Here is a 25,486-nt window from a genome sequence, read left to right as displayed (position 1 = left end):
GCTGAACTCCAAAAACAGTTAATATTCCCGGACACCAAAACAGTGTAAAAATATACAGGAATTATCGTTTATTATCATTAAATTATTTGCGGAAGCCGAGTATTATGAAGTGATCTTATCCACAACATCAATATTGACTTTTATAAAAATGAGGATCTTGTTGATAAAAAAATACAACCCTTTGTTTTTATATAAATTTTATTTTAGATCCAAGAACTAGATCATAGCAAAAAACCACCAAGATCTCACCAGTATTTTACGATCTATTTTAGTTTTCCAGAGCTTTTTGCCATATTTTGCGCGATACCTGTGGAAAACTTCAATTAGATCAGATCGATCACGATCTATTAGGTTGTTGAAAAGATCTTGCTATATAATAGTGGCAACCCTAACTGAACGGCTTAGTAGCATCGACGGTGTAAAAAACCACCAGCAATGCAAGATTATGATTGACTTTAGGGGCTGTCGGCATTACTATCTCGCGCTCGCAATGGCACCTGTGCCAGGATCGCGACCTGCATAGGATGTTTTAAACTTAACCGATCGGATGGAATTGTTATGAAAAGAACTTTTCAACCTAGCGTATTAAAGCGCAAACGTACTCACGGTTTCCGTGCTCGCATGGCAACTGTAAATGGCCGTAAAGTACTAGCACGTCGCCGTGCTAAAGGCCGTAAAGTACTTTCTGCTTAATATAAGTGGAAAGCTTTAGCTTTGGCAGGGAGTTACGTCTGTTAACTCCCTCGCATTACTCTCGCATATTTCAAGAGCCTGCTCGCGCAGCAACCCCCTTCTTTACTTTACTTGCTAAACCCAATGATATTGGACGACCGCGTTTAGGATTAACTGTAGCTAAAAAACGCTGCAAATTGGCCTGCCAACGTAACCGTATTAAACGACTTGCTCGCGAAAGTTTTCGTTTAAATCAACATACGCTAGACAATATAGACATTGTTTTAATGGTTAAAAGTGGTATTGCAGAACAAAGTAATGAAGAACTAACCAAGCAGCTAGATAAACTGTGGCGAAAAATCAATGAACGCTGCAAACCTGGTGCGCCAAAACCTAAACCGTTTAAAAAGCGTCCAGCTAAGAATGCTAAACCCAATAAATCGCCAGCGAATAAACAGCAAAAGCGCGATAATCCCTCTGGTTCATAGCTTTAAAACGCTATTTAAGGTATCTTTAGCTCACCTTTTGAACATAGTTAATGTGGCAATGACAAATAAAGTGTTTCAGTATTGGTATACACAATTAGTTGGATTACCAAAAACTGCCTTAATTTTTATCATTAGGGGTTATCAACGCTTTATTAGCCCAATGCTGGGTCCACACTGTCGATTTAACCCAACCTGCTCTAGTTATGCAATTGAGGCAATTAATTGTCATGGATTGTTAAAAGGGAGTTGGTTAGCGGGTAAACGCATATTAAAATGTCACCCTTTAAGCGCAGGCGGGGATGATCCCGTGCCTGATAAATCAACCCAAGTTAAACACCAACACGAGAAATAAGAGCTGTTATGGAATCACAACGCACGTTTTTATTTATCGGTTTATTGCTTGTATCGTTTTTATTGTTTCAAGAGTGGAACAATACGTATAACAAGCCAGTAACCGATACCAGTGCCACCACGCAAGTGACCACCCCTACATCAACCCCTGCATCGGATGACGTTCCGACTTCTAGCCAAGATGATGTACCAGTGGCTGCCACAAAGGCCATTCGTTCAACCGTATCCGTGACTACAGATGTATTTGAAGTAAAAATTGATACTAAGGGCGGTGATATCGTTGAGGCAAAACTTCTGCAGCATGCCGAAACGCATGGCAGCGAAGAACCTTATTTATTACTAGGCGAGTTTGAAAACAAACAGTACATCTCACAAAGTGGTTTAATTGGCTTAAATGGCCCAGATGCTTCTCGTGATGGTCGTCCTGTTTATCAAGCAGAGCAAGCGGCGTATACATTAAATGGTGATGAGCTACGCGTGCCACTCACCTTTGTTGATAACAAAGGTATCACGTTTACCAAAACCTTTGTATTTAAGGCTGGTAAATACGATGTTGGCTTAGAGTACAACGTAAACAACACCACCGCTGATCCTGTGCAAGTACAACTATACACTCAGGTAAAACGTACTATCCAGAATAAAGGTAGCATGGTCGACCAAACTTATTTGGGCGCAGCTTACGGCACAGCTGAAGAGCCATATGAAAAGTATAGCTTTGACGACATGAGCGAAGCGAATCTGAACAAAAACACCCAAGGTGGGTATATCGCATTTATCCAACATTACTTTGTAAGTGCGTGGGTGCCAGATCAAACCATCAACAGCACCATTTATTCATTGCTTCGCAATGGCCAAGGTATTGTAGGGATTAAAAATGAACCCGTGAATATCGCAGCGAACAGCGACAAAACACTGTCAGCAACTTACTACATGGGTCCAAAAGACAGTGATGCATTAGAGGCTATTCAATCTGATCTTGATTTAACAGTTGACTACGGTTGGTTGTTCTTTATTTCTCAGCCTCTATTTGTACTATTGAAGCTTATCTATGGTGTGGTTGGTAACTGGGGTATCGCTATTATCGTTATCACTATTATCGTTAAAACAGCACTTTATCCACTTACAAAAGCACAATACACTTCAATGGCTAAAATGCGTATGCTGCAACCAAAAATGCAAGCATTAAAAGAGCGCTATGGTGATGACCGTCAAAAGTTTGGTCAAGCAACCATGGAGCTATACCGCAAAGAGAAAGTAAACCCAATGGGCGGTTGTTTACCTCTATTACTACAGATGCCTATTTTCTTAGCATTGTTTTACGTATTCTTAGAGTCAACCGAACTGCGTCATGCAGAATTTATGTTGTGGCTAACTGACTTGTCTTCAAAAGACCCATACTACGTGCTACCAATTTTATTTGGTGCCAGTATGTTCCTGACACAGAAGTTACAACCAATGACTGTGACAGATCCGATGCAACAAAAGATGATGACGTATATGCCATTGGTATTTACATTCTTCTTCATTATTTTCCCATTCCCATCAGGTCTAGTTCTTTACTGGTTAGTGTCGAACTTGATCACGATTGCTCAGATGCTAGTAATCTATCGTGGCATGGAGAAAAAAGGTCTTAAGGTTAGATAACCCGATCATCTAATAAAAAATGCCCGCTAACATGCGGGCATTTTTGTATATAAAAACTTTAAGTATCATATATTTGATATTATTTTATTACGATTTTACAGCGCCTTGATAGGCGTTTAGCGCGATTTTATCAATACTGCCAGCACCCATTATTACTGTGAGCTGGTTATGTTTTTAGAAGTACAAAGTTTATTCCTCAATCAATTGCACTTGTCTGATATGCCTTGGTGGTTGCTACTAGCAGCCTTTTTTTGTGGTGTATTAGCAAGCTTATCGCCCTGCGTTTACCCCTTAGTGCCCATTACACTCGCTTCATTTGGCAACCAACACCATTCGAATATAAGCCGCCCGATATATTACTGCTTGGGTTTTGCAACGCTATACGCCTTGTTAGGCTGGTTTGCGGCCACAACAGGTAGTTTATTTGGTCAAGTGGCCAGCCACCCTATTGTGCTGGTGGCATTCGCTAACTTTTTGCTGTACTTTGCCGCGGTATTGAAAGGCTGGCTACCCTTGCCAGCGATCCCTTTGCTCCAATTCAACCACCAGCCCAATGCATTTCTAATGGGTGCCACAAGTGGTTTAGTTGCCGCACCATGCACTTCTCCGGTATTGGCGGGGTTACTACTGTTTGTTGCCCAACAACAGCACGGCACCTTTGCTGCGTTGTTATTATTTTGCTTTGCGCTGGGTATGAGTGCATTGCTGTTGCTTGTTGCCATGTTCTCAACGCGCATCCCAAAATCTGGGCCATGGCTTAAGATTGCTCCCAATATTTTTGCACTTTTACTGATTGTCATGGCGCAGTTTTACTTGCTCAAAGCCGGACAAAGCTTGTTTATTTAACACCATAATAAGGAAAGTCGATGAAATCTATACTCAATTTAAGTGTACTCTTGTTAGGGCTTAGCCATCTACCGAGCTATTCAACAACATTGGATACAAACAATTATGTACAAACACACACTCTGCAAGGCGGGCAAGTTGATACACGAGGTAAAGTAACCTATTTGAAGTTTTGGGCGACCTGGTGCCGTTACTGTGTTGAAGAAATGCCAACTCTTGAGAAAATCTCAAAAGCAGTAAGTGATGATCTCAACGTGCTCTCGATAAACATTGGGTTTAACCAATCAGAGACATTAGTAAAAAGGTTTATGACGCGTAATCACTACAGTGTCGCAACCGCGTTTGATCACACAGGAAAGCTGACCAAGCAGTTTAACGTGATTGGCACACCCACCCATATTTTACTTGATGAGGAAGGTCGTGAGCTGTATCGCACAGCACTGATGAGTGATGAACTCAAACGCAAACTGTCAACTTACATGCCAAAGGACTTTACTTATGAATAAGCTTATCGCCATCACCGCTGTGTTATTTTTTCACTGCCATAATCTCAACGCAGCACAGGTAAAGTCTGAGCAAGAGCTGGTATTTATCGATATATGGAGTGAATATACGGCCCCCAGCGCCTTACCTAAATCAGATGCAACGCGACAATATTTACAACCGGATCTAAATGTATCGCAATCAGATATTGACAAGTTTGTAATCACTTACACTCGGTATAGTAATTTAAAAATAGATAGAAACAATGAGCTGGCGCTTAAGTATGGGGTGCGTTCAACACCCGCCATTGTCAAAATTAAACACGGCAAGATGGTCGAGAAAATATCTTTGAGTGCACAACTCCCTTTACCAGATAAAGAACATAAGCCAATTAAAAAGCAGCATTTAAAACTGCAAGATCTCAGTGGCAAACAATATGACTTTAACCAAGCACACAACGCTCGCTTAATTTTATTTGCTGATGCGCTTTGCCCTGCCCAACATTTGCCTATGTGTGAGCAAAAAGCCAAACAACATGAAACACTCTCTATACCCAGCTCTATTGCAAAACTCACCGTCATCAAACCGTTTTATGTAAGCAAAGATATGGTGCATAGCTATCAACAGCGCTTTGCCAGCCAACACCCTGTTCTGTTCGATGCACACAATGCCTTATTCCGACGCTATAAAGTTACAGGGCTGCCCTATTGGCTATTACTTAGTAAAGACAATCAAATACTTTATCGAGGCGAGCAACCTCCAAGCAACTCGGTCTTCAAGCAATTTACTAATAGTTACTCTAATACCCATTCAGACTGACAATAAACACTGTAAGGCGGTGGCAGCTGTTCAATCTTTAAATGGGTTGCTTGAGCTTGCATATCTACCGCCTTGATCATCTGAGCCAAAGTTTGCTCTTGGTCGCGCCACTTACCAGCAAAGCGCTGTTGTGCCATTTCTAACATCGCGCTGGCATGCTGAAAATCTCCCAGCTGGGCATATGCAAAAGCGCCATACAGCGCTTCGAGTATTTGCTTTGGCTGACTTTCTAGTACCTCTAGTGCTTGTTGATAATTTTTTTGTGCAACTTGTATATACATTTGCGTATAGCGACCATAGCCTTGGCTATCGACCAGCTTGTACGTTTTAAATAAGTCAGTGGCTTGCTGTGCCAAAGCCATGGCTTTTTCATATTGTTGTTGCGATAACAGTAACCAACTGAGTAACAACTTAGCATTGGCTTTTGTCAGTTCATCCGCCCCTTCTGCAACTAGTATTTGTTCAAACCCTTGCTTGGCAGTCAAAAAGGCCACTTGATTAATAAGTGGTGCTTGTAGCGCTATATCCATATTGGCCATGGCTGTTAAAAATTGAGACTGCCAACGCATGGAGTGCGGCTCTGTCGTATCAACATCAAGTTCGGCTAAGTACTCTAGGGCAACACTGCCTTGGTGTAGTTGGATATGATAAAACGCTAAATAATATAAAATTTGCTGCTGTGCTAATATGTTACCCTGCTCTTTGGCCATACCAAGTGCTTTCTGAAGCGCGCTGCGCCTGGTATCTAACGCAGCCAAATAATTTTGCCCTAAAGCAAAATAGCTACGCATAAGCTGCGCCTGTTGTTCTTGACGCTGATAAAAATGAATTGCCTGTTGCACAATTGCCAAGTTATCGCGCATATCAATTTCTAGATTTTGCTCTGGGCCCGCATTCGGTGGATTTGCCAAATAAAATGACCGTTGTGATTCTGAGTGACTGAGCGAATGCGCTCCCATCAGTAATTTAGCGCTATGCATCGCCTTTGCATGTGCTTGCCAGTCTAGCTGCAACCACGCCAGATCGGCTCTTAATTGATAAGCCTGCGCAATGAGTTGCTGATGTGATAATGCCTGTGCCCCTTTAAGTGCCTGCTCAAATGCCAATTGAGCACTTTTAAAGTTGCCACGATGCAGCCAGTATCGACCTGTATATAGAGAGTACCGAGTATTAAGGTAGCTGATCTCATCGCTGAGCTGAACCTTATCAAACAAAATTAAAGCACGTTGCCACAACCCCATTTGCCATAAGATATTGGCAAGTTCCAAACGGGCAGCTTGGTTGTTTTCATCATGGGCAAGTGCGGCTTCAAAAAACGGTTTAGCCAAACGCATACCTTGATAACTTAACGCTCTTAACCCCAAAAAGTAATTTTCACGAGAAGGCGCGCTGTTAGATACCGGCTCTGTTGAGAGCGTTTGCACTTTTCCACTTAGCTGCTCGATTAATTGCTTGGCTATTTGGTCAACTGGGGTGTGTAAATTTTCGCTGATCACTTGACCTTGTATAGGCTCAAGCCCTTTATGTATCACCTGATAATTCAATATATAGCGTTGCTGTTGTTGCATTAGCTGGGCATTAAAAGTGACCTCAAAACGCATCTCTTTAGTAACACTTGCCACATTAACCAACTCAAAAGACGGTGATGCCAATTGCTGCATATGTTGCTCAAGTGCAAAGCCCCACCAGTCGAGTTCAGTTTTACCGGTTAAGTTTTTAATGCGTTGCAAATACAAACGAGGTTTTTCAGCTTGCTGCAACTCTTTGTGCGCCGCGCCATTTACAACGGGCGCTACCAGTGTGCCATCAGCAAACCAAATAACACTCCCAGTCACCGCAACAACCAACGCCCCCCACAGTAATGGACGCTTAACGACAGGCCACAACGCTAGTTGGCGGTTGTTCACACCAGCTATCCACTGATACCCTTTTTGCGGCACGGTTTTTATGAACTGAGGTTGCTGAGCACTATCACATAGCACCTTTCTAAGTTCTTGAATACTTTGTGTAAGTGCAGCATCTCGAAAATCGCTGTGTTGCCAAAGCGAGGTTAAGATCTGCTCTCGCGTAAGTAGCTGATCTGGGTTATCTAAAAATAATGTGAGTAGTTGAGCCACTTTAGGACGTAAAACACGGCTTTGCGCATCCCATGTGAGTGTTTCCAACTGAGGATCAAATTGAAACTGCTTAAACTGATACACTGCAAGGCGTTCCTTGACCAAAAGTACCGTCAATATACAAAACTACAGTGATTATGTCATGGCTGATAATGGCTGTGTTTGCCGCTTTGCTGTACAATTCGCGCTAATATAATTGCAAAATCTAGAGCACCATGAATTCACAAGATACCATAGTTGCACAAGCAACTGCACCAGGGCGCGGTGGTGTAGGAATAATCCGCGTATCCGGCACCCTAGCAAAAACCGTTGCGCAAAAAGTGTTAGGTAAATGCCCAAAAACCCGTTACGCCGAGTATTTGGCATTTAATACGCTTGCTGGTGAGCAGCTAGACCAAGGTATCGCTTTATTCTTTCAAGGCCCCAACTCATTTACCGGCGAAGATGTTTTAGAGTTACAAGGCCATGGCGGACCTGTCGTCATTGATATGCTGCTAAAAGAGATCTGCCAAATAGATAAAGTGCGCTTGGCACAACCTGGTGAGTTTTCTGAACGTGCTTTTATGAATGACAAATTGGATCTAACCCAAGCTGAAGCCATTGCTGATTTGATCAATGCCACCAGTGAACAAGCAGCAAAAAGCGCCCTACATTCTTTACAAGGTGACTTTTCAAAACACATTAATACGCTGGTGGAGAAAGTGATCCACTTACGTATGTATGTTGAAGCAGCCATTGACTTTCCTGATGAAGAAATCGACTTTTTATCTGACGGTAAAGTGGGCGGCGATCTTAATGCCATTATTGAACAACTCGATAATGTTCGTCAGCAAGCCAAACAAGGCAGTATCATGCGCGAAGGTATGCGTGTGGTTATCGCTGGTCGCCCTAATGCGGGTAAATCAAGCTTACTTAATGCCTTAGCAGGTCGAGAAGCGGCTATAGTTACCGATATTGCCGGCACCACCCGAGATGTACTGCGCGAACATATTCATATTGATGGTATGCCACTACATATTATCGACACCGCAGGCCTGCGCGAAAGCCCAGATAAAGTAGAGCAAATTGGCATTGAGCGAGCATGGGATGAAATACGCCAAGCCGATCACGTGTTGTTTATGGTCGATGGCACGGACACTCAAGAAACCGATCCAACACAAATCTGGCCCGAGTTTATGAAACAATTACCAGATGGCATGGCGGTGACTGTGGTGCGCAATAAAATAGATTTATCAGCCGAAGACGCTGGTATGTGCCAGCAAAGCGACTACCCAGTATTGCGTTTAAGTGCCAAAAACACCGAGGGTGTAGACTTACTGCGCGATCATCTAAAAGCATGCATTGGCTATCAAGGCGCAACCGAAGGCGGTTTTATGGCCCGTCGCCGCCACTTAGATGCACTAGAGCGTGCCGCAGAACATTTAGATATTGGTAAAACCCAGTTAGAAATGCATGTCGCAGGTGAGATCTTGGCAGAAGAGCTACGCCTCACTCAGCAGTACCTAAACGAGATCACCGGTGAATTTACCTCCGATGACCTGCTCGGCAAAATCTTTAGCTCGTTTTGTATCGGTAAATAACCTTTAAGCACGGTAGCAGCATAAATCGTCTCACGCGATCCAACTACTTACCAACAAACGCTTCAAGATCTTATAAACCGTAAACGTAAAAAGTGATCAGTAATAAAATAAGGTGTGCAGTTTGATACTGCACACCTACTTAAAAACATCGTCAGTTATAATTTACCAAAATCCACACTTGGTAGGCATTCAAAGCCTGGTTTGGCAAACAAATAGCCTTGCATAAGCGTAACCCCTGCTTCTTTTAACCACACGAATTCTTCAATTATTTCAATCCCTTCAGCCAACGCCGTGATATTAAGATCTTTAAATATTCGTAAACAGTTAGCAACGATTGACTGACGTACGGGATCAACATGAATATTACGGATCAACGCCATATCGAGTTTTACAATATTTGTTTGAAAGTCGGCCAGTAAGTTTAACCCCGAGTAACCTGCACCAAAATCATCTGTTGCAGTCAAAAAGCCAAGTGATTGATAATATTTAACGACCAGCTCTATATGATGGCTATCTTCTACCTTTTCCACCTCTGTGAACTCAAACATAATGCGTTCAGTTGGAAAGTTATACTTTTTCGCCGCTTCTAAAGTTGTACGAATACAACGCTCCGGTTTATAAATCGCATTGGGTAAAAAGTTGATACTTAAATAGGTATCTATATTTAGTTTTGCAGCCAACGCAATGGCTTTTACACGGCATAATTGATCAAAAGTATAGCGATTTGTCTCGTTTACTCGAGAAATAATCGACCATGCGGACTCATTATTCAGGCCTCTAACTAGCGCCTCATAACCAAAGATAGTGTGCTTTTCAACATCCACAATTGGTTGAAATGCCATCGTAAAATCAAAGCTCAAAGAATTTTCATTTTCACAATTGCTACAGGTTTTTCGTTCACAACCTATGGAATAGTCGTCCATTTTGAGTCCTTGCTCACACAGTTTAAATAAAGCCTAGCGTTCATAAATATACATCGCAACCACAATGAGTTACTTTGCGCATGTTTAATACGCAACGTAACAAACAAAAGCATATACAAGGGAAAGGTTTTAACTAACCTTTGAGTAAAAAAAGTCACAAGACGCCCTTTAATTTGCGATCTTACACTTAAAAAGTGCAAATAACGAACTACCCGAGTGCTTACAGCGAGCAACATAAGCGCACTCATATCATTTTTTAGATTATTTTAATATATAGATCAAACTAGATAGATCTAAAAAGCACAGTGCCGATCGATAGATCTATGCGTTGCTCACAGCCTTTCTATCCACACACAAAAACATATGTGATACACGCAATAAAAATACCCAAAAACATCGTTAAGATCACAGTTGGCCACTCAAAGGCATAAAGTTATTGCTAATATATAACCAACTTATCCACAAAAGCCCCACCTAAAACACGTAAAGAATAAATTATTTATATGTTATTTTTCATAAACTTATAATTAAAAACCTATTTTTGCTCACTTAACAAACAAATATTTTTATCCCATAAAACTGTTCTAGACTTTACATCTATCAGAAGGTCTTTATGATGTCGGCATTCGCAAATAGGTATTAAGTAAGATGCAACACATAGAGATCATCATCGGCAGTCAAATGGGCTCGGCTGAATATGTCGCAGAACAACTTCAAGAAGCGCTTGAAGATCAATCTATTGTTACAACATTACATGAGCGTCCAGTTTTAAGTGATCTATCGCATTCTATATGGTTAATAGTAACGTCGACCTATGGTGCTGGTGACTATCCAGATAACCTCATACCTTTCATTAACGAGATAGATCAAAAGGATAATCTTGACCTGTTAAATTTCGCAGTGGTTGGTTTGGGTGACTCCAGTTACGATACCTTCAATCATGCGGCAAAAAATTGCGAAAAATTACTGATCAGTAAAGGTGCTAAGCAGCTTCTACCTAATTTAGAGTTAAATGTACTTGATGAAGCCTTGCCGGAAGATACAGCTTTAGCCTGGCTTCCTAACTTTATTAAAGAAATAACGAAAGTGGCTTAGTGGATCTTGTTAATAAGTTATACACATATTTAGTAATTTTAAGATCGTATTGTGGATAACACTTGATCTAAGGACTGATCTAGACATAGTTATCCATGGGATAAGTTTAACCGGATCTCACCTTGTGTATAAGTAGCCTTTTTGATCATAGCTTGTGCCCCGTTAGATCCGATCTAATTCACATCTTTTGATCTGCTTTAACTTACTGTTTTATATTAACTATAAAGACTTACTCACAGAAAACGTGATCACTAGTAGTAAGATCTAATAAAAGATCTTTAAAAAGATCCTTATATATTATTAGTGATCTAGTTTAACCTTTTTATAGGTTGCTCATTATTTAAACATTTCACTTCTGAGCATTTCTAGGTAGAATACGCTCCCTTTCAGAATTTGCTGGTTGTTTTTAAGTAGGATCCCGTAAATGATTTATCATGAACATTTTGACGTAATCGTAGTAGGTGGCGGACACGCCGGAACTGAGGCTGCACTAGCATCAGCTCGCATGGGTATGAATACACTATTGTTAACCCATAATATGGATACTTTAGGTCAAATGTCATGTAACCCAGCAATCGGTGGTATCGGTAAAGGTCACTTGGTTAAAGAGATAGATGCACTAGGTGGTGCAATGGCCAAAGCTATCGACAAAGGCGGTATTCAATTTAGAACACTAAATTCGTCTAAAGGCCCTGCTGTTCGTGCTACTCGTGCTCAAGCTGATCGCGCTTTATATAAAGCTGCTATTCAAGATATCCTACAAAAACAAGAGAATTTAAAGATATTCCAACAATCTTGTGATGACTTAATTGTTGAACAAGATCAAGTAAAAGGTGTTGTTACACAGATGGGATTGCGTTTTAGCGCTAATTCTGTGGTTTTAACGGTTGGTACTTTTCTTGGTGGTCAAATTCATATAGGCATGGAAAATTTTAAAGGTGGTCGCGCTGGTGATCCACCCTCGATTGCACTCGCTCAGCGTTTGCGTGAACTGCCATTTAGAGTTGATCGCTTAAAAACAGGTACACCACCTCGTATTGACGCGCGTACTGTTGATTTTTCTGTCATGCAAGTACAGCCAGGTGATACACCAACACCGGTGTTTTCATTTATGGGTAAACAATCTGATCACCCACAACAGATCCCGTGTTATATCACCTATACCAATGATCAAACACATGACGTGATCCGCGAAAACTTACATCGTTCACCCATGTATGCTGGTGTAATAGAAGGGATCGGTCCTCGTTATTGTCCATCAATAGAAGATAAGATCGTTCGTTTTGCAGATAAAGATAAACATCAGATTTTTGTTGAGCCTGAAGGCCTAACATCGTATGAACTTTACCCTAATGGTATCTCTACGAGTTTACCTTTTGATGTACAATTACAAATTGTGCGCTCGATAAAAGGTTTTGAAAATGCACATATTTGTCGCCCTGGATACGCAATTGAATATGATTTCTTTGACCCTCGTGATTTAAAACAATCATTAGAAACCAAGTTTATTAATGGTTTATTCTTTGCTGGCCAAATTAATGGCACTACCGGTTATGAAGAAGCAGGTGCGCAAGGGCTAATAGCAGGTATGAACGCAGCGCTACAAGTACAAGGTAAAGATGCTTGGACACCGCGTCGTGATCAGGCTTACGCAGGTGTATTGATAGACGACCTTGCAACATTGGGTACTAAAGAACCTTACCGCATGTTTACTAGCCGTGCGGAATACCGTTTGCTACTACGTGAAGATAATGCTGACTTACGTTTAACAGAAAAAGGTCGTGAATTAGGATTGGTTGATGATGCACGTTGGGCTGCATTTAATCACAAGCTTGAAGTAATGGAGCAAGAATCTCAAAGACTTAAGTCAACTTGGATCCATAAAGATCACCCTGCCCTTGCACAGGTTAATGAGTTACTTAAAACGCCATTGATCCGTGAAGCAAGTTTAGAAGATCTAATTCGTCGCCCTGAAGTGTCTTATCATGAATTGATGAAAATAGAAGGTTTGGGATCGGAGTCCGATAATATACAAGCGCTTGAGCAAGTTGAGATCCAAACTAAGTATGCTGGCTACATTGCCCGACAGCAAGATGAGATCAATAAACAACTTCGTCATGAAGAAACTGTACTACCTGCTGATTATGATTATTCTCAGGTAAGCGGCTTATCAAACGAGGTGGTAGCTAAGCTAACCGATACTCGTCCGCAAACCATTGGTCAAGCTTCGCGTATTTCTGGTATCACACCAGCCGCTATTTCGCTATTATTAGTGTATCTGAAAAAGCAAGGGCTACTGCGCAAGTCTGCGTAGTTGCATAGGAATACTGTGTTACAGCAACAACTGACTTCTTTGTTAGCGCAAACGGAACTTGCGCTAAGCGACCATCAACAACAACAATTAGTGCATTATGTTGAGTTATTAGATAAATGGAACAAAGCTTATAACTTAACTTCAGTTCGTGATCCGAAAGAAATGATGGTAAAACACATCATGGATTCATTAGTGGTTGCGCCTCATTTACCAGGTAAACACTATATTGATGTCGGTACAGGTCCTGGATTGCCTGGCATCGTGTTGGCAATTGCTCTACCTGATACACAATTTGTGTTGCTTGACAGTTTGGGCAAACGAGTTCGTTTTTTAATGCAAGTAAAACATGCGCTTGGATTAGATAATGTAACTCCTGTGCAGTCTCGTGTTGAAGATTATCAACCAAGTGTTAAATTAGATGGCGTACTCAGCCGTGCTTTTGCATCTTTGCAAGATATGGTTGATTGGTGTACACATTTGATTGACCAATCTGGACATTTTTTGGCACTTAAAGGGCAGTTTCCAGCGCAAGAGCTTGAACAATTACCTACTGGCGTAAAACTGCAGCAAGATATTCATCTTAACGTGCCACAGTTAGATGCAGAGCGACATTTAATAATTCTTTCTAAAGATTAGTATTCGAGGGCAACGTGGCAAAAGTCATTGCAATTGCAAACCAAAAAGGTGGCGTTGGCAAAACCACCACGGCTGTAAATTTAGCAGCGTCTATGGCGGCAACTAAACGTAAGGTTTTATTAATAGATCTAGACCCGCAGGGAAATGCAACCATGGGTAGCGGCGTCGACAAATATGGTGATGTAGCGACCATCTATGACTTACTCATTGAAGAGCGAGCAATGGATGATGTTATCTGCAAGGAAACGTCAGGTGAATACCATTTAATTGCTGCTAACGGAGATGTGACTGCAGCTGAAGTAAAATTAATGGAATTATTTGCCCGTGAAGTGCGTTTGCGTAATGCGTTGGATGCGATACAGGACAAGTACGAATTTATTTTTATCGACTGTCCACCATCTCTAAATATGCTCACGGTTAATGCCATGGCGGCTGCCGATTCTATTCTCGTTCCGATGCAATGTGAATACTATGCGCTTGAGGGACTAACAGCATTGATGGATACTATTACGCAATTGGCTAAATTAGTGAACCCTGAACTACAAATTGAGGGGATTTTACGTACTATGTATGATCCACGTAATCGTTTAGCTAATGATGTATCTGAACAGCTTAAACAACACTTTGGAGACAAAGTATATCGTACCGTGATCCCGCGTAATGTGCGTTTAGCTGAAGCGCCTAGTTTTGGTGCTCCTGCAATGTATTATGACCGGGCATCAAGTGGCGCAAAAGCCTATTTAGCTTTGGCAGGCGAAATGTTACGTCGTAAAGAAAAACAATCCGCAGCGGTTGCCTAAGAGGATAATAACAACATGTCGGTAAAAAAACGCGGTTTAGGCCGAGGCTTGGATGCCTTATTGAGTTCTTCAAAGCCAGCTCCAAGCGCTGAGTCAGTAGCTGCTGAACAAGAACAACAAACAACACCTAGTCCTGCCAGTGAGCTAACGCTTGACGGTGAGCTTAAGCGCATTCCCATTGAGTTTTTGCATCCAGGAAAGTATCAACCGCGTAAAGATATGTCTGAGCAGGCACTCGAAGAGTTAGCAAGCTCAATTCGAGCACAAGGGGTACTTCAGCCAATTGTCGTGCGCCCTATTGCTGAGAACCAATTTGAGATCATCGCAGGTGAGCGCCGTTGGCGTGCAGCCCAGTTAGCCGAACTTGATGTCGTACCTTGTATTTTAAAAGATGTGCCTGATGAGGCGGCTGTTGCTATTGCCTTAATTGAAAACATTCAGCGTGAAGACCTAAACGCGATGGAAGAAGCGGTCGCACTTGATAGGTTATTACATGAATTTGAATTAACCCATCAGCAAGTTGCCGATGCTGTTGGCAAGTCGAGAACTTCTGTCACTAATTTACTTAGACTCAATAATCTCAATGATGATGTTAAAATTTTGTTGGAGCACGGTGACATCGAAATGGGCCATGCACGTTGCTTATTAGCATTGCGTGATGAGCAGCAATCTGAAGCTGCAAGAACGGCTGTGGCTAAGGCTCTTACGGTACGAGAAACGGAAAAATTAGTACGCGCGATTTTAGAGCCTGTGGAGAAAAAGCAAGCAAAAGAAAAAGATCCTGATGTCAAATTGTTAGAACAACAATTAGCTGAAAACTTAGGTGCTAAAGTTGAAATTAATTATAACCAAAAAGGCAAAGGGAAATTAGTTATTTCATATGCAAATTTAGATGAATTAGACGGTATACTGGGCCGTATTCAATCCGATATGCAGCAACCTTCCTAAAGTGCGAATAATCAACGAATGTGGTGGTGAAAAAGCGCCACATTTTGTCTCATCAAGTTGCAAAATCACCAAATATAAGTATAATTTCGCCAGTTTTTCATGCCCTGATAAAATTTAACGTCATAAAGGTTAATACAAAGTGACTAAATCGTTAGCTGGCCCATATAGGCGAGCCGCATTAAAAGGCGTAGTACTTCAGGGAATAGTGACAATTGTCGCTGCAGTAATAGTTTTTGTTGGTTGGGGAGTCAATGCAGGTCTATCAGCCTTAGCAGGTGGACTAGTTGCAGTACTCCCTAATTTTGTTTTTGTTTTATACGCGTTTCGTTACATGGGCGCGAGTAAGGCGGAACAAGTATTTGACTCGATAAAACGAGGCAATGGATTAAAATTTTTGCTTACTGTGTGTTTATTTGCACTGGTATTTAAGTATTTTTCAGTCATGGCTTTGCCATTTTTTTGCTGTTACATACTGGTGTTATTTTCACAGTGGTTTGCGCCGATTTTTTTTAATCATTAACTTTTGGGATAAAACATGGCTGCAGAAGAAGTGACTCTATCAAGCCATATTCAGCACCACTTAACCAATGCTAAGATGTGCTCGACCGATGCCGGTCTTGCCTTCAACAAAGCATGTGCGGATAGTGGTTTCTGGACATGGCATGTAGATACCCTCGCATGGTCAATCGGTTTAGGTCTTATTTTCTTATGGATCTTCCGTAACGCCGCTAAAAAATCAACCACAGGTGTACCTGGTAAATTTCAGTGCTTCATCGAAATGATAGTTGAGTTCGTTGGTGACAACGTGCGCGATACTTATCATGGTAAAAGTACTTTAATTGCTCCACTTGCGCTAACAATCTTCGTTTGGGTTTTCTTAATGAACCTAATGGATTTAATCCCGGTTGACTTTCTTCCATCTTTCGCTGGTTTTGTAGGTGAAACTGCATTTGCAATGGACTCGCACGATGTGTACATGAAAATTGTACCAACGACAGATATTAACATGACGGCTGCTTTGGCAATTGGTGTGTTCTTACTGATGATCGGGTATGCAATTAAAATCAAAGGGATTGGTGGTTTCATTGCTGAACTAACGCTACATCCGTTTAGTTCAAACAATAAAATGGTTCAGATTATTCTGATCCCATTCAACTTATTACTAGAAACAATCGCGCTGGTTGCTAAGCCGTTCTCATTGGCACTGCGTCTGTTTGGTAACTTATATGCTGGTGAGTTGATTTTCATCTTGATCGGCGCGGTTGGTTTGATGCAATTACCGTTGCACTTCATTTGGGCAGTATTTCATATTTTAGTAATCGTATTGCAGGCATTCGTATTTATGATGCTAACGATAGTTTACTTAAGTATGGCTAGCTCAGATAGCCACTAATTAATTATTTAATTTTTATATATTTTTTAACTTTAACTTTAAAAAACTTTGGAGAAAAAAATGGAACTAGTATTAGGTCTTAAGTACATCGCTGTAGCTCTACTTATCGGCTTCGGTGCTATCGGTACTGCGATTGGCTTCGGTAACATGGGTGGTAAATTCCTAGAAGCATGTGCGCGTCAACCTGAGCTTGCACCTTCACTACAAGTTAAGATGTTCATCCTAGCTGGTCTAATCGATGCGGTAGCAATGATCGGTGTAGGTATCGCAATGGTATTGTTGTTCGTACTTTAATTTTACTTTTTGAACAGCTTACTATTTTAAGGAGGAGCGGTTGTGAATATTAACGCCACTCTTATCGGTGAATTAATTGCATTTACAGTCTTTGTACTGTTTTGTATGAAGTACGTTTGGCCACCGCTAAACGGTGCAATTGAAGCTCGCCAAAAAAAAATCGAAGATGGTTTAGCTGCCACTGATAAAGCTGAAAAAGAACTTGAGCGTGTGCGCCTTGAAGCTGCTGAGCAGTTAAAAGAAGCAAAGTCTCAAGCTGCTGATATCATTGAACAAGCTAAAAAGCGTGCAGCGCTAATTGTTGACGAAGAGACAACTCGTGGTCAGCAAGAGCGTGAGAAAATTATTGCTCAAGGTCACTCTGAAATTGAATCAGAGCGCAGCCGTGTAACAGAAGACTTGCGTAAGCAAGTTGCTATTCTGGCTGTAACTGGTGCTGAAAAGATTTTAGAGCGTGAAATTAATCAAGCCGCACACAGTGACATCGTTGAAAAACTTGTCGCTGAGCTGTAATTAGGAGGGTATGAGCATGTCTGAATTGACTACTATCGCTCGCCCATACGCTAAAGCGGCTTTTGAACTTGCCGTTGAAAAAGGCAATGTTGAAGCATGGAATGATATGTTGTTCTTCGCTGGTCAAGTGGCCAGCGATGAGCAAGTATCGGCAGTGCTTTCAAATATGCCTAATGCGAAAGAGCAAGCAAGTGTGTTAATCACGGTTTGTGCTGAGCAACTCAACGAACAGGGTCAGAATCTTATCAAGCTGATGGCCGAAAATGAGCGTTTAGCCGCTATTCCAAAAGTTGCAGATATTTTTGCTGAGTTTAAAGCAGAATATGACAAAGAAATCGATGTAGACGTGATTTCTGCAGCTGAACTTGCTGTTGAGCAGCAAGATAAATTGGTCGAGGCACTTGAAAAACGTTTCGCACGCAAAGTTAAGCTGAATTGTAGCATTGACGAGACCGTGGTAAGTGGTCTTGTGATTAAAGCTGGGGACACCGTTATTGACGGTTCAGTTCGCGGCAAATTAGACCGCTTAGCGGTTTCGCTACAATCGTAATTGGGAAAAAGAGCATGCAACTTAATTCCACAGAAATTTCTGCGCTGATCAAACAACGTATTGAGCAGTTTGAAGTTGTAAGTGAAGCACGTAACGAAGGTACAATTGTATCTGTTACTGACGGTATCATCCGCATTCACGGTCTTGCTGACTGTATGCAAGGTGAAATGATCGAGCTTCCTGGCAACCGTTATGCTATCGCACTAAACCTTGAGCGTGACTCAGTAGGTGCTGTAGTAATGGGTCCTTACGCTGACCTTAAAGAAGGCGTAAAAGTACAATCAACTGGCCGTATCTTAGAAGTACCTGTTGGTCGTGGTCTACTTGGTCGTGTTGTAAACACACTAGGTCAGCCTATCGATGGTAAAGGTGCACTAGATAACGACGGTTTCGAACCAGTTGAAAAAATCGCACCAGGCGTAATCGAGCGTCAATCAGTAGACGAGCCAGTACAGACTGGTTATAAGTCTATCGATGCGATGATCCCAGTTGGTCGTGGTCAGCGTGAGCTTGTCATCGGTGACCGTCAGACTGGTAAAACTGCACTAGCAATCGATGCTATCATCAACCAAAAAGACACAGGCGTTAAGTGTGTGTACGTAGCGGTTGGTCAAAAGGCGTCAACAATTGCAAACGTAGTACGTAAATTAGAAGAGCACGGTGCACTTGCAAACACTATCGTTGTTGTTGCATCGGCTTCTGAATCAGCAGCGCTTCAGTTCCTAGCGCCATTTGCTGGTTGTACTATGGGTGAATACTTCCGTGACCGCGGTGAAGATGCATTAATCGTATATGATGATTTGTCTAAGCAAGCTGTTGCTTACCGTCAAATTTCATTGCTACTTAAGCGTCCACCAGGCCGTGAAGCATACCCAGGTGACGTATTCTACCTTCACTCACGTCTTCTAGAGCGTGCATCACGTGTAAACGCTGATTACGTTGAGAAGTTCACAAACGGTGAAGTGAAAGGTAAAACAGGTTCATTGACGGCATTGCCAATCATTGAAACTCAAGGTGGTGACGTTTCTGCATTCATACCTACCAACGTTATCTCAATCACCGATGGTCAGATCTTCTTAGAAACTGACTTATTCAACGCAGGTATCCGTCCAGCGGTTAACGCTGGTATCTCGGTATCTCGTGTAGGTGGTGCTGCGCAAACTAAAATCGTTAAGAAACTAGGTGGTGGTATCCGTCTAGCGCTAGCTCAATATCGTGAACTAGCGGCGTTCTCTCAGTTCGCTTCTGATCTTGACGATGCTACGCGTGCACAACTTGAGCACGGTGAGCGTGTAACAGAGCTAATGAAGCAGAAACAGTACGCACCAATGTCTGTTGCTGAAATGTCTCTATCATTATTTGCTGCTGAGAAGGGTTACCTAAAAGACATCGAAATCGCTAAAATCATGGATTTCGAAGAAGGTCTTATCGGTTATGCTAACAGCACATACGCAGAGCTAATGGCTCAAATCAATGAAACAGGTAACTACAACGCTGAGATTGAAGCGCAGTTGAAAGAACTTCTAGAGAAGTTTAAATCTACGCAAACTTGGTAATTTAGTTATGGATGGTGAACATTATCGCTAATGTTCACCTTGATTCGGAGAGAGAGTCATGGCCAGCGGAAAAGAGATTAAAAGCAAGATCGGGAGTATCAAGAATACTCAAAAGATCACCAGCGCGATGGAGATGGTTGCCGCTTCTAAAATGAAGAAGGCGCAAGACCGCGTGGCGTCAAGCCGTCCATACGCTGAGAACTTACGCAAAGTGATCGGTCGTGTTGCTCAAGCTAATCTTGACTTCCAACATCCGTTCTTATCAGAACGCGATGTAAAACGAGTTGGTTATATTGTTATCTCTACTGACCGAGGTCTGTGTGGTGGTTTGAACTCAAATGAGTTCAAAAAAGTTGCACAAGATGTCAAAGCGTGGAAAGAAAAGGGTGTAAACGCTGAGTTTGCTACTATCGGCAGCAAAGCTGCTGGTTTCTTTAAACGTTTTGGTGGTCAGTTACTTGCAAAAACAGCAGGTCTTGGAGATACCCCTTCTGTTCAGGATGTAATTGGTCCTGTAAAAGTAATGCTTAACGCATTCGAAGAAGGCAAAATTGACCGTTTGTACGTGGTATATAACAACTTTGTAAATACCATGAAGCAAGAGCCAGTAATCGATCAGTTATTACCTTTGCCAAAAGCTGAAGAAGAAGTATCAAGCCACGCTTGGGACTATTTATATGAGCCAAACCCAGAAGCGATTTTAGAAACGCTACTGGTACGCTTTATTGAGTCACAGGTTTATCAAGGTGTGGTTGAGAATGCTGCCTCTGAACAGGCTGCCCGTATGGTTGCAATGAAAGCTGCAACTGATAATGCCGGTGACCTAATGGATGAGCTGCAACTTGTATACAACAAAGCGCGTCAGGCGGCAATCACACAAGAAATTAGTGAGATTGTTGGCGGCTCAGCTGCTGTGTAACGCTTCGGCAAAGTTTAACGAGAGGAATAGACATGAGTTTAGGTAAGGTCGTCCAAATTATCGGCGCCGTTGTGGACATCGAGTTTCCACAAGACAACGTGCCAGCCGTATATGACGCACTAAAAGTAACAGAAGGCGACTTAGCTGGTTTGACTTTAGAAGTTCAACAGCAGCTAGGTGGCGGTGTGGTACGTGCTATCGCACTTGGTACTACTGACGGTTTACGTCGTAGTACACCAGTAGAAGGCACAGGCGAGCCGATTAAAGTTCCAGTTGGTACTAAGACCCTAGGTCGTATCATGGACGTATTAGGTCAGCCTATTGATGAAGCAGGTCCAATCGGCGAAGAAGAGCGTATGTCGATTCACCGTGCAGCGCCTTCTTATGAAGAACAATCAAGTTCAGTTGAGCTACTAGAGACAGGTATTAAGGTTATCGACCTTGTATGCCCGTTTGCTAAAGGTGGTAAAGTTGGACTATTCGGTGGTGCTGGTGTAGGTAAAACCGTAAACATGATGGAACTTATCCGTAACATCGCAATCGAGCACAGCGGTTACTCAGTATTCGCTGGTGTTGGTGAGCGTACGCGTGAGGGTAATGACTTCTATCACGAAATGAACGATTCAAACGTACTTGATAAAGTATCGCTTGTATACGGTCAGATGAACGAGCCACCGGGCAACCGTTTACGTGTTGCTTTGACAGGTCTAACTATGGCTGAGAAGTTCCGTGACGAAGGTCGTGACGTACTTTTCTTCGTAGATAACATCTATCGTTATACACTAGCGGGTACCGAAGTATCAGCACTTCTAGGTCGTATGCCATCAGCGGTAGGTTACCAGCCTACACTAGCTGAAGAAATGGGTGTACTACAGGAACGTATCGCTTCAACTAAGACTGGTTCAATCACTTCAATCCAAGCGGTATACGTACCTGCGGATGACTTGACTGACCCATCGCCTGCTACAACGTTCGCGCACTTAGATGCAACCGTTGTACTTTCACGTGATATCGCATCTCTTGGTATCTACCCTGCGGTAGACCCACTAGATTCAACATCTCGTCAACTTGACCCGCAAGTAATTGGTCAAGAGCACTATGATACGGCACGTGGCGTTCAAACAGTTCTTCAGCGTTATAAAGAACTGAAAGACATCATCGCAATCTTAGGTATGGACGAGCTATCTGATGAAGATAAGCAAGTTGTATCTCGTGCACGTAAGATCCAGCGTTTCCTATCTCAGCCGTTTTTCGTAGCAGAGGTATTCACTGGTGCACCTGGTAAGTACGTTTCATTGAAGGACACTATCTCGGGCTTTAAAGGCATCCTAAATGGTGACTTCGATGATATGCCAGAGCAAGCGTTCTACATGGTTGGCTCAATCGACGAAGCAGTTGAAAAAGCCAAAAACATGTAATTAGGAGGGTGTTATGGCAATGACAGTACATCTTGACGTAGTAAGTGCAGAAGAGAATTTATTCTCAGGCTCTGTGTCAGCTATTCAAGTGACAGGTAGTGAAGGTGAATTGGGCATCCACCCAGGTCACGCGCCACTGCTGACTGGCCTAAAACCTGGTATGGTACGTTTAGTTAAACAAGATGGTAGCGAAGAGATCATCTATGTTGCAGGCGGTACGCTTGAAGTACAACCAAACATTGTTACAGTCCTTGCGGATGTAGCAACACGCGGTGAAGACTTAGACGAGCAAGCTGCTGAACAGGCTGTACGTGACGCTGAAGCACAAATGGCCTCAAGCTCTGCGACTGAGCTTGACCACCATGCTGCCGCTGTGCAGCTGGCTGAAGCAATTGCCCAGTTGCGCGTTATTCGCCAATTGCGTAAATAAATACAAACCTATCTGGTTTAAAAAGCCCGCACTAAAAAGTGCGGGCTTTTTTATTTCTAATCCTTGTTAGTACAAACTATCTTCTTTTTACCATTGAATTAAACAATAACGCGTTCATTGCAAGTCATGGGAAAAGTCTCGTTGAATGGGTAATTTTTCAGATTTCTCATATTGTTTTATTAGTAATAAATTATGCAAATCTGTCTTGGTATATAAATATTTTTATTTTATGTTAAGTTTATTGAATTAAATGTGAGCTATGTGAAAGGCTTTTTGTTACGATAAAGTTCACAGACAATAATGGTTATATGAATATTTTTATTGAGTTTAAGGCATTAGTCGGTACAATTCTGAACAGTATATTGGGACACTAAATTACTCATAATGAATGAAGTGAGATTTTCACGGCAAGTTAAAGAAGTGAAGTTTGGGGCCTGGACTTTAGACCCTAGGCAGCAGTGTATTTATGATGGCTGTATACAAAGAGAATTAGAACCCCTTTTATTTAGACTCCTTTGCTATTTTATTATTAATAACGATCAAATAATTACGCGACAAGATTTGGTTGATGATGTTTGGTGTCAAAAATATGTAGATGACAATGCTATTAACCGAGCAATGTCTGAGTTACGTAAAATCCTCAAATCTGACATGCAAAAAGGCATTGTCGTGAAAACACACTATAGGAAAGGATATAGCTTTTTTATTGAGCCAGAAATTATATATCACCAAGATTTAGATAAAGAAAGCACCTCTATTCCTCCTCCCAAACCGAAATCAGTCGTTATCGAATCCCAAGAACGAAAAAAAAGTAATATAAAACAGTTCAGGCCTTGGGCTGTATTTTGTGTTCTCGCTTTGTCTGTTGTTAGTTTTTATTTTTTACTCTCAAGTAAAAGTATACAGAGCCGTACGCAGGTCAATAGCAAAAATATTGAAGAAAGAGTGTTGTCCTGGGTACCTGGACGCTACGCCGTACTCAATTTATCGTTGGATAAAAAGCTCCTCGCTTTCTCTTTTGCTCCAAAAGACAGCTCATATTATTCTCTTGTAGTAAAAGAGTTAGAAAGTGGACATGAAAGACGCTTGGGGGCTGAAGGTGTTGATTACTACCCTCTGGGTTGGTCTACAGATTCAAGTGTTTTGTATTATCGCACTAAAACCACAGAAAAGTGCCAAATATGGCAAATTAGTGCTGATTTTGTTAGTGAAAACAAAGCGTTATTTGAGTGTGACATGATCGGTTTTGTACATCGCGGCAGTGGTATCGGAAAAGATCGCATTGTATATGCTAAATCGGGATATCGAAATAGAGATGAATTGTTTGCACTAAATAGTCGAAACTTAAAAACTGGAGATGAATTTCAAATAAGTTCTCCAAACCTTAACTCTTTCGGTGATAACTTCTTGACCTATATCCCACAGAAAGAAGTAATTTTATTTGAACGCCGACAATATGATGTGAATGAGTTATACATGACAGATCCCGACGGGGGGAATCAAGTCAAATTGCTAGAATCGAACAGCCGCATTTGGGCACTAAATTATGATGCTGAATCAGATTTATTGCTGTGGTTTGATAATATAAAAAATGTTGTCTACGGCTATAGCCTTAGTGAAAGAAAGCTAGTCAAAGAAGACAAGTTAAATACTTCACAAAGCTATGCAATGTTCCAATTCATCAATAAAGATGAAATATTGATACTGAGTTACCCTTTTACATCTTATGTGCACTCACTGGATTTAAGTACAAAGCAAATGGGGATTGAAATTCAGTTAAGTAATGGTAGTTTGAGCCCAATTAAGTTCAAAGATTATTATCTCGTAGTGACTAAACAGAATGAAAACCGAGTGGTTACTCAGATAGATAAAAATGGTAACAGCACGGTATTGGATATTCCCAGTGGCGATATTAGAGCCATCAAATATGAATCTGAAAATAACTTGTTGCTAGTGCACTACCGCAACAAATTAGATATTTATAAGCTAGAAACGCTATCATTAATTGACTCTATTAGCAGCGTTGGCGGTATTGTGTCTGCAGAGTTTTTGAATGGCAGTGAAATAGGCTATGTGGATTTGAGCGACAAAAAAGTAAAAAGTAACACCTATAAATACTCTTTGCAGTCGAGGGAAGTCACTCCGTTTCCTGCTTTATCTTCCTTATGGTTTGGCAGATTGGATGATGACATACTCATGTCATTATCTTCTGACGATAAAGTTCTACTTTATAACTCGCTCTCTGGAGAATTGCTCGACGAGTACAAACTACCTAATGCGCGCTATAAGCATTCAATCGCTGTCGGTGGTGGAAGTATTTATCATTCAGATGGTGAGCATATTTATCGAATTAATCGCACAGGCGATGATCCGTTAGAAGAAATCTTTAAAATTGATTCATTACAATATGCAATAAAAGATATTCGCTATTTGGAGAGTGAAGGAAAGTTACAGCTAAGTGTGCTGGAGGCTGCAGAAAATCAATTAATCAATTTGTCTATTCAATAAAGACGCTAATCTTTCTCTTTATGTGTTTTTATTTTGGCTTTATGAGGTTAGCTGGGCCATGATTCGGATATTAGTCAACTAACCGTTATGGCCGTTCGGTGCGTATAACCGTAATATATCGTGAATGCTGTGTTTGGTAGTGATGGTTTAGCATATGACTACACAGAAATGCAGTTTTCTTGTAACACT

The 25,486-nt window shown here is 41.5% G+C and carries 25 protein-coding genes; 23 read left to right on the top strand and 2 right to left on the bottom strand.

From position 1 onward, the window contains the following. Window positions 1-558: 558 nt before the first annotated feature. From rpmH to GDK41_RS16650, 7 genes are all read left to right on the top strand, one after another. Window positions 559-693 (top strand): 50S ribosomal protein L34, encoded by a 135-nt coding sequence (gene rpmH, locus GDK41_RS16680; protein ID WP_008112968.1) that lies wholly within the window; start codon window positions 559-561, stop codon window positions 691-693. A 5-nt stretch (window positions 694-698) separates the two neighbouring features. Next, entirely contained in the window at window positions 699-1,160 is a 462-nt protein-coding gene (gene rnpA / locus GDK41_RS16675) for a ribonuclease P protein component (RefSeq protein WP_152087458.1), read from the top strand. Between the two features lie 58 nt (window positions 1,161-1,218). Beyond that, on the top strand, window positions 1,219-1,512 hold the full coding sequence (gene yidD / locus GDK41_RS16670; protein WP_152087457.1) for a membrane protein insertion efficiency factor YidD: 294 nt from the start codon (window positions 1,219-1,221) through the stop codon (window positions 1,510-1,512). Between the two features lie 8 nt (window positions 1,513-1,520). After that, the gene (gene yidC / locus GDK41_RS16665; RefSeq protein ID WP_152087456.1) at window positions 1,521-3,155 is read left to right on the top strand and encodes a membrane protein insertase YidC; all 1,635 of its coding nucleotides are present in this window, start codon (window positions 1,521-1,523) and stop codon (window positions 3,153-3,155) included. Between the two features lie 168 nt (window positions 3,156-3,323). After that, window positions 3,324-4,001: a cytochrome c biogenesis protein CcdA gene (locus tag GDK41_RS16660; protein ID WP_152087455.1), complete on the top strand. Its 678-nt coding sequence runs from the start codon at window positions 3,324-3,326 to the stop codon at window positions 3,999-4,001. Between the two features lie 20 nt (window positions 4,002-4,021). Beyond that, window positions 4,022-4,507 (top strand): TlpA disulfide reductase family protein, encoded by a 486-nt coding sequence (locus tag GDK41_RS16655; RefSeq protein ID WP_152087454.1) that lies wholly within the window; start codon window positions 4,022-4,024, stop codon window positions 4,505-4,507. Continuing rightward, entirely contained in the window at window positions 4,500-5,303 is an 804-nt protein-coding gene (locus GDK41_RS16650) for a thioredoxin family protein (protein ID WP_152087453.1), read from the top strand. Before GDK41_RS16655 ends, GDK41_RS16650 begins: the two co-directional genes overlap by 8 nt. Here GDK41_RS16650 and GDK41_RS16645 read toward each other — a convergent pair. Continuing rightward, the gene (locus GDK41_RS16645) at window positions 5,279-7,504 is read right to left on the bottom strand and encodes a winged helix-turn-helix domain-containing protein (RefSeq protein WP_172971637.1); all 2,226 of its coding nucleotides are present in this window, start codon (window positions 7,502-7,504) and stop codon (window positions 5,279-5,281) included. The two genes, GDK41_RS16650 and GDK41_RS16645, sit on opposite strands and share 25 nt — an antisense overlap. Before the next feature lie 131 nt (window positions 7,505-7,635). On the opposite strand from GDK41_RS16645, the gene mnmE reads away from it, so the two are divergent. Then, window positions 7,636-9,000 (top strand): tRNA uridine-5-carboxymethylaminomethyl(34) synthesis GTPase MnmE, encoded by a 1,365-nt coding sequence (mnmE, locus tag GDK41_RS16640; RefSeq protein ID WP_152087451.1) that lies wholly within the window; start codon window positions 7,636-7,638, stop codon window positions 8,998-9,000. 155 nt (window positions 9,001-9,155) lie between these two features. Here the strand turns inward: mnmE and GDK41_RS16635 are convergent, their stop codons facing one another. Continuing rightward, window positions 9,156-9,923, bottom strand: a complete 768-nt coding sequence (locus GDK41_RS16635) for an EAL domain-containing protein (RefSeq protein WP_152087450.1) — start codon at window positions 9,921-9,923, stop codon at window positions 9,156-9,158. A 648-nt stretch (window positions 9,924-10,571) separates the two neighbouring features. On the opposite strand from GDK41_RS16635, the gene mioC reads away from it, so the two are divergent. The 15 genes from mioC to GDK41_RS16560 all read left to right on the top strand — a co-directional run bounded on the left by mioC (window position 10,572) and on the right by GDK41_RS16560 (window position 25,297). Next, on the top strand, window positions 10,572-11,018 hold the full coding sequence (gene mioC / locus GDK41_RS16630; protein WP_152087449.1) for an FMN-binding protein MioC: 447 nt from the start codon (window positions 10,572-10,574) through the stop codon (window positions 11,016-11,018). 424 nt (window positions 11,019-11,442) lie between these two features. Beyond that, window positions 11,443-13,332 carry a tRNA uridine-5-carboxymethylaminomethyl(34) synthesis enzyme MnmG gene (mnmG, locus tag GDK41_RS16625; protein ID WP_152087448.1) on the top strand — a complete coding sequence of 630 codons (1,890 nt, stop codon included), beginning with the start codon at window positions 11,443-11,445 and terminating at the stop codon, window positions 13,330-13,332. A 15-nt stretch (window positions 13,333-13,347) separates the two neighbouring features. Beyond that, a complete protein-coding gene (rsmG, locus tag GDK41_RS16620) occupies window positions 13,348-13,968 on the top strand; it encodes a 16S rRNA (guanine(527)-N(7))-methyltransferase RsmG (RefSeq protein ID WP_152087447.1) in 621 nt (206 codons plus the stop codon). A 14-nt stretch (window positions 13,969-13,982) separates the two neighbouring features. After that, window positions 13,983-14,768, top strand: coding sequence for a ParA family protein (locus GDK41_RS16615; RefSeq protein ID WP_152087446.1), 786 nt, complete (start codon window positions 13,983-13,985; stop codon window positions 14,766-14,768). A 15-nt stretch (window positions 14,769-14,783) separates the two neighbouring features. Beyond that, window positions 14,784-15,716, top strand: a complete 933-nt coding sequence (locus GDK41_RS16610; protein ID WP_152087445.1) for a ParB/RepB/Spo0J family partition protein — start codon at window positions 14,784-14,786, stop codon at window positions 15,714-15,716. A gap of 139 nt (window positions 15,717-15,855) precedes the next feature. Further along, window positions 15,856-16,236, top strand: coding sequence for an ATP synthase subunit I (locus GDK41_RS16605; protein WP_152087444.1), 381 nt, complete (start codon window positions 15,856-15,858; stop codon window positions 16,234-16,236). A 15-nt stretch (window positions 16,237-16,251) separates the two neighbouring features. Then, window positions 16,252-17,109 (top strand): F0F1 ATP synthase subunit A, encoded by an 858-nt coding sequence (gene atpB, locus GDK41_RS16600; RefSeq protein ID WP_152087443.1) that lies wholly within the window; start codon window positions 16,252-16,254, stop codon window positions 17,107-17,109. A gap of 60 nt (window positions 17,110-17,169) precedes the next feature. Next, the gene (gene atpE, locus GDK41_RS16595) at window positions 17,170-17,403 is read left to right on the top strand and encodes a F0F1 ATP synthase subunit C (protein ID WP_004335261.1); all 234 of its coding nucleotides are present in this window, start codon (window positions 17,170-17,172) and stop codon (window positions 17,401-17,403) included. A 42-nt stretch (window positions 17,404-17,445) separates the two neighbouring features. Then, window positions 17,446-17,916 carry a F0F1 ATP synthase subunit B gene (gene atpF / locus GDK41_RS16590; protein ID WP_152087442.1) on the top strand — a complete coding sequence of 157 codons (471 nt, stop codon included), beginning with the start codon at window positions 17,446-17,448 and terminating at the stop codon, window positions 17,914-17,916. Window positions 17,917-17,932: 16 nt separating this feature from the next. Continuing rightward, window positions 17,933-18,466 carry a F0F1 ATP synthase subunit delta gene (gene atpH, locus GDK41_RS16585; RefSeq protein ID WP_152087441.1) on the top strand — a complete coding sequence of 178 codons (534 nt, stop codon included), beginning with the start codon at window positions 17,933-17,935 and terminating at the stop codon, window positions 18,464-18,466. 14 nt (window positions 18,467-18,480) lie between these two features. Next, on the top strand, window positions 18,481-20,022 hold the full coding sequence (gene atpA / locus GDK41_RS16580; RefSeq protein WP_152087440.1) for a F0F1 ATP synthase subunit alpha: 1,542 nt from the start codon (window positions 18,481-18,483) through the stop codon (window positions 20,020-20,022). Between the two features lie 58 nt (window positions 20,023-20,080). Next, window positions 20,081-20,941: a F0F1 ATP synthase subunit gamma gene (gene atpG / locus GDK41_RS16575; RefSeq protein ID WP_152087439.1), complete on the top strand. Its 861-nt coding sequence runs from the start codon at window positions 20,081-20,083 to the stop codon at window positions 20,939-20,941. Between the two features lie 32 nt (window positions 20,942-20,973). Then, on the top strand, window positions 20,974-22,359 hold the full coding sequence (gene atpD / locus GDK41_RS16570) for a F0F1 ATP synthase subunit beta (RefSeq protein ID WP_152087438.1): 1,386 nt from the start codon (window positions 20,974-20,976) through the stop codon (window positions 22,357-22,359). A gap of 13 nt (window positions 22,360-22,372) precedes the next feature. Then, window positions 22,373-22,789: a F0F1 ATP synthase subunit epsilon gene (locus tag GDK41_RS16565; RefSeq protein WP_152087437.1), complete on the top strand. Its 417-nt coding sequence runs from the start codon at window positions 22,373-22,375 to the stop codon at window positions 22,787-22,789. Window positions 22,790-23,173: 384 nt separating this feature from the next. After that, entirely contained in the window at window positions 23,174-25,297 is a 2,124-nt protein-coding gene (locus tag GDK41_RS16560; protein ID WP_152087436.1) for a winged helix-turn-helix domain-containing protein, read from the top strand. Window positions 25,298-25,486 lie beyond the last annotated feature (189 nt).

Source organism: Pseudoalteromonas sp. A25, from assembly GCF_009176705.1.
Lineage (GTDB): Bacteria > Pseudomonadota > Gammaproteobacteria > Enterobacterales > Alteromonadaceae > Pseudoalteromonas.
The sequence above is the reverse complement of the archived record's forward strand: the minus strand, read 5'-3'. Positions and strand labels throughout refer to the sequence as shown.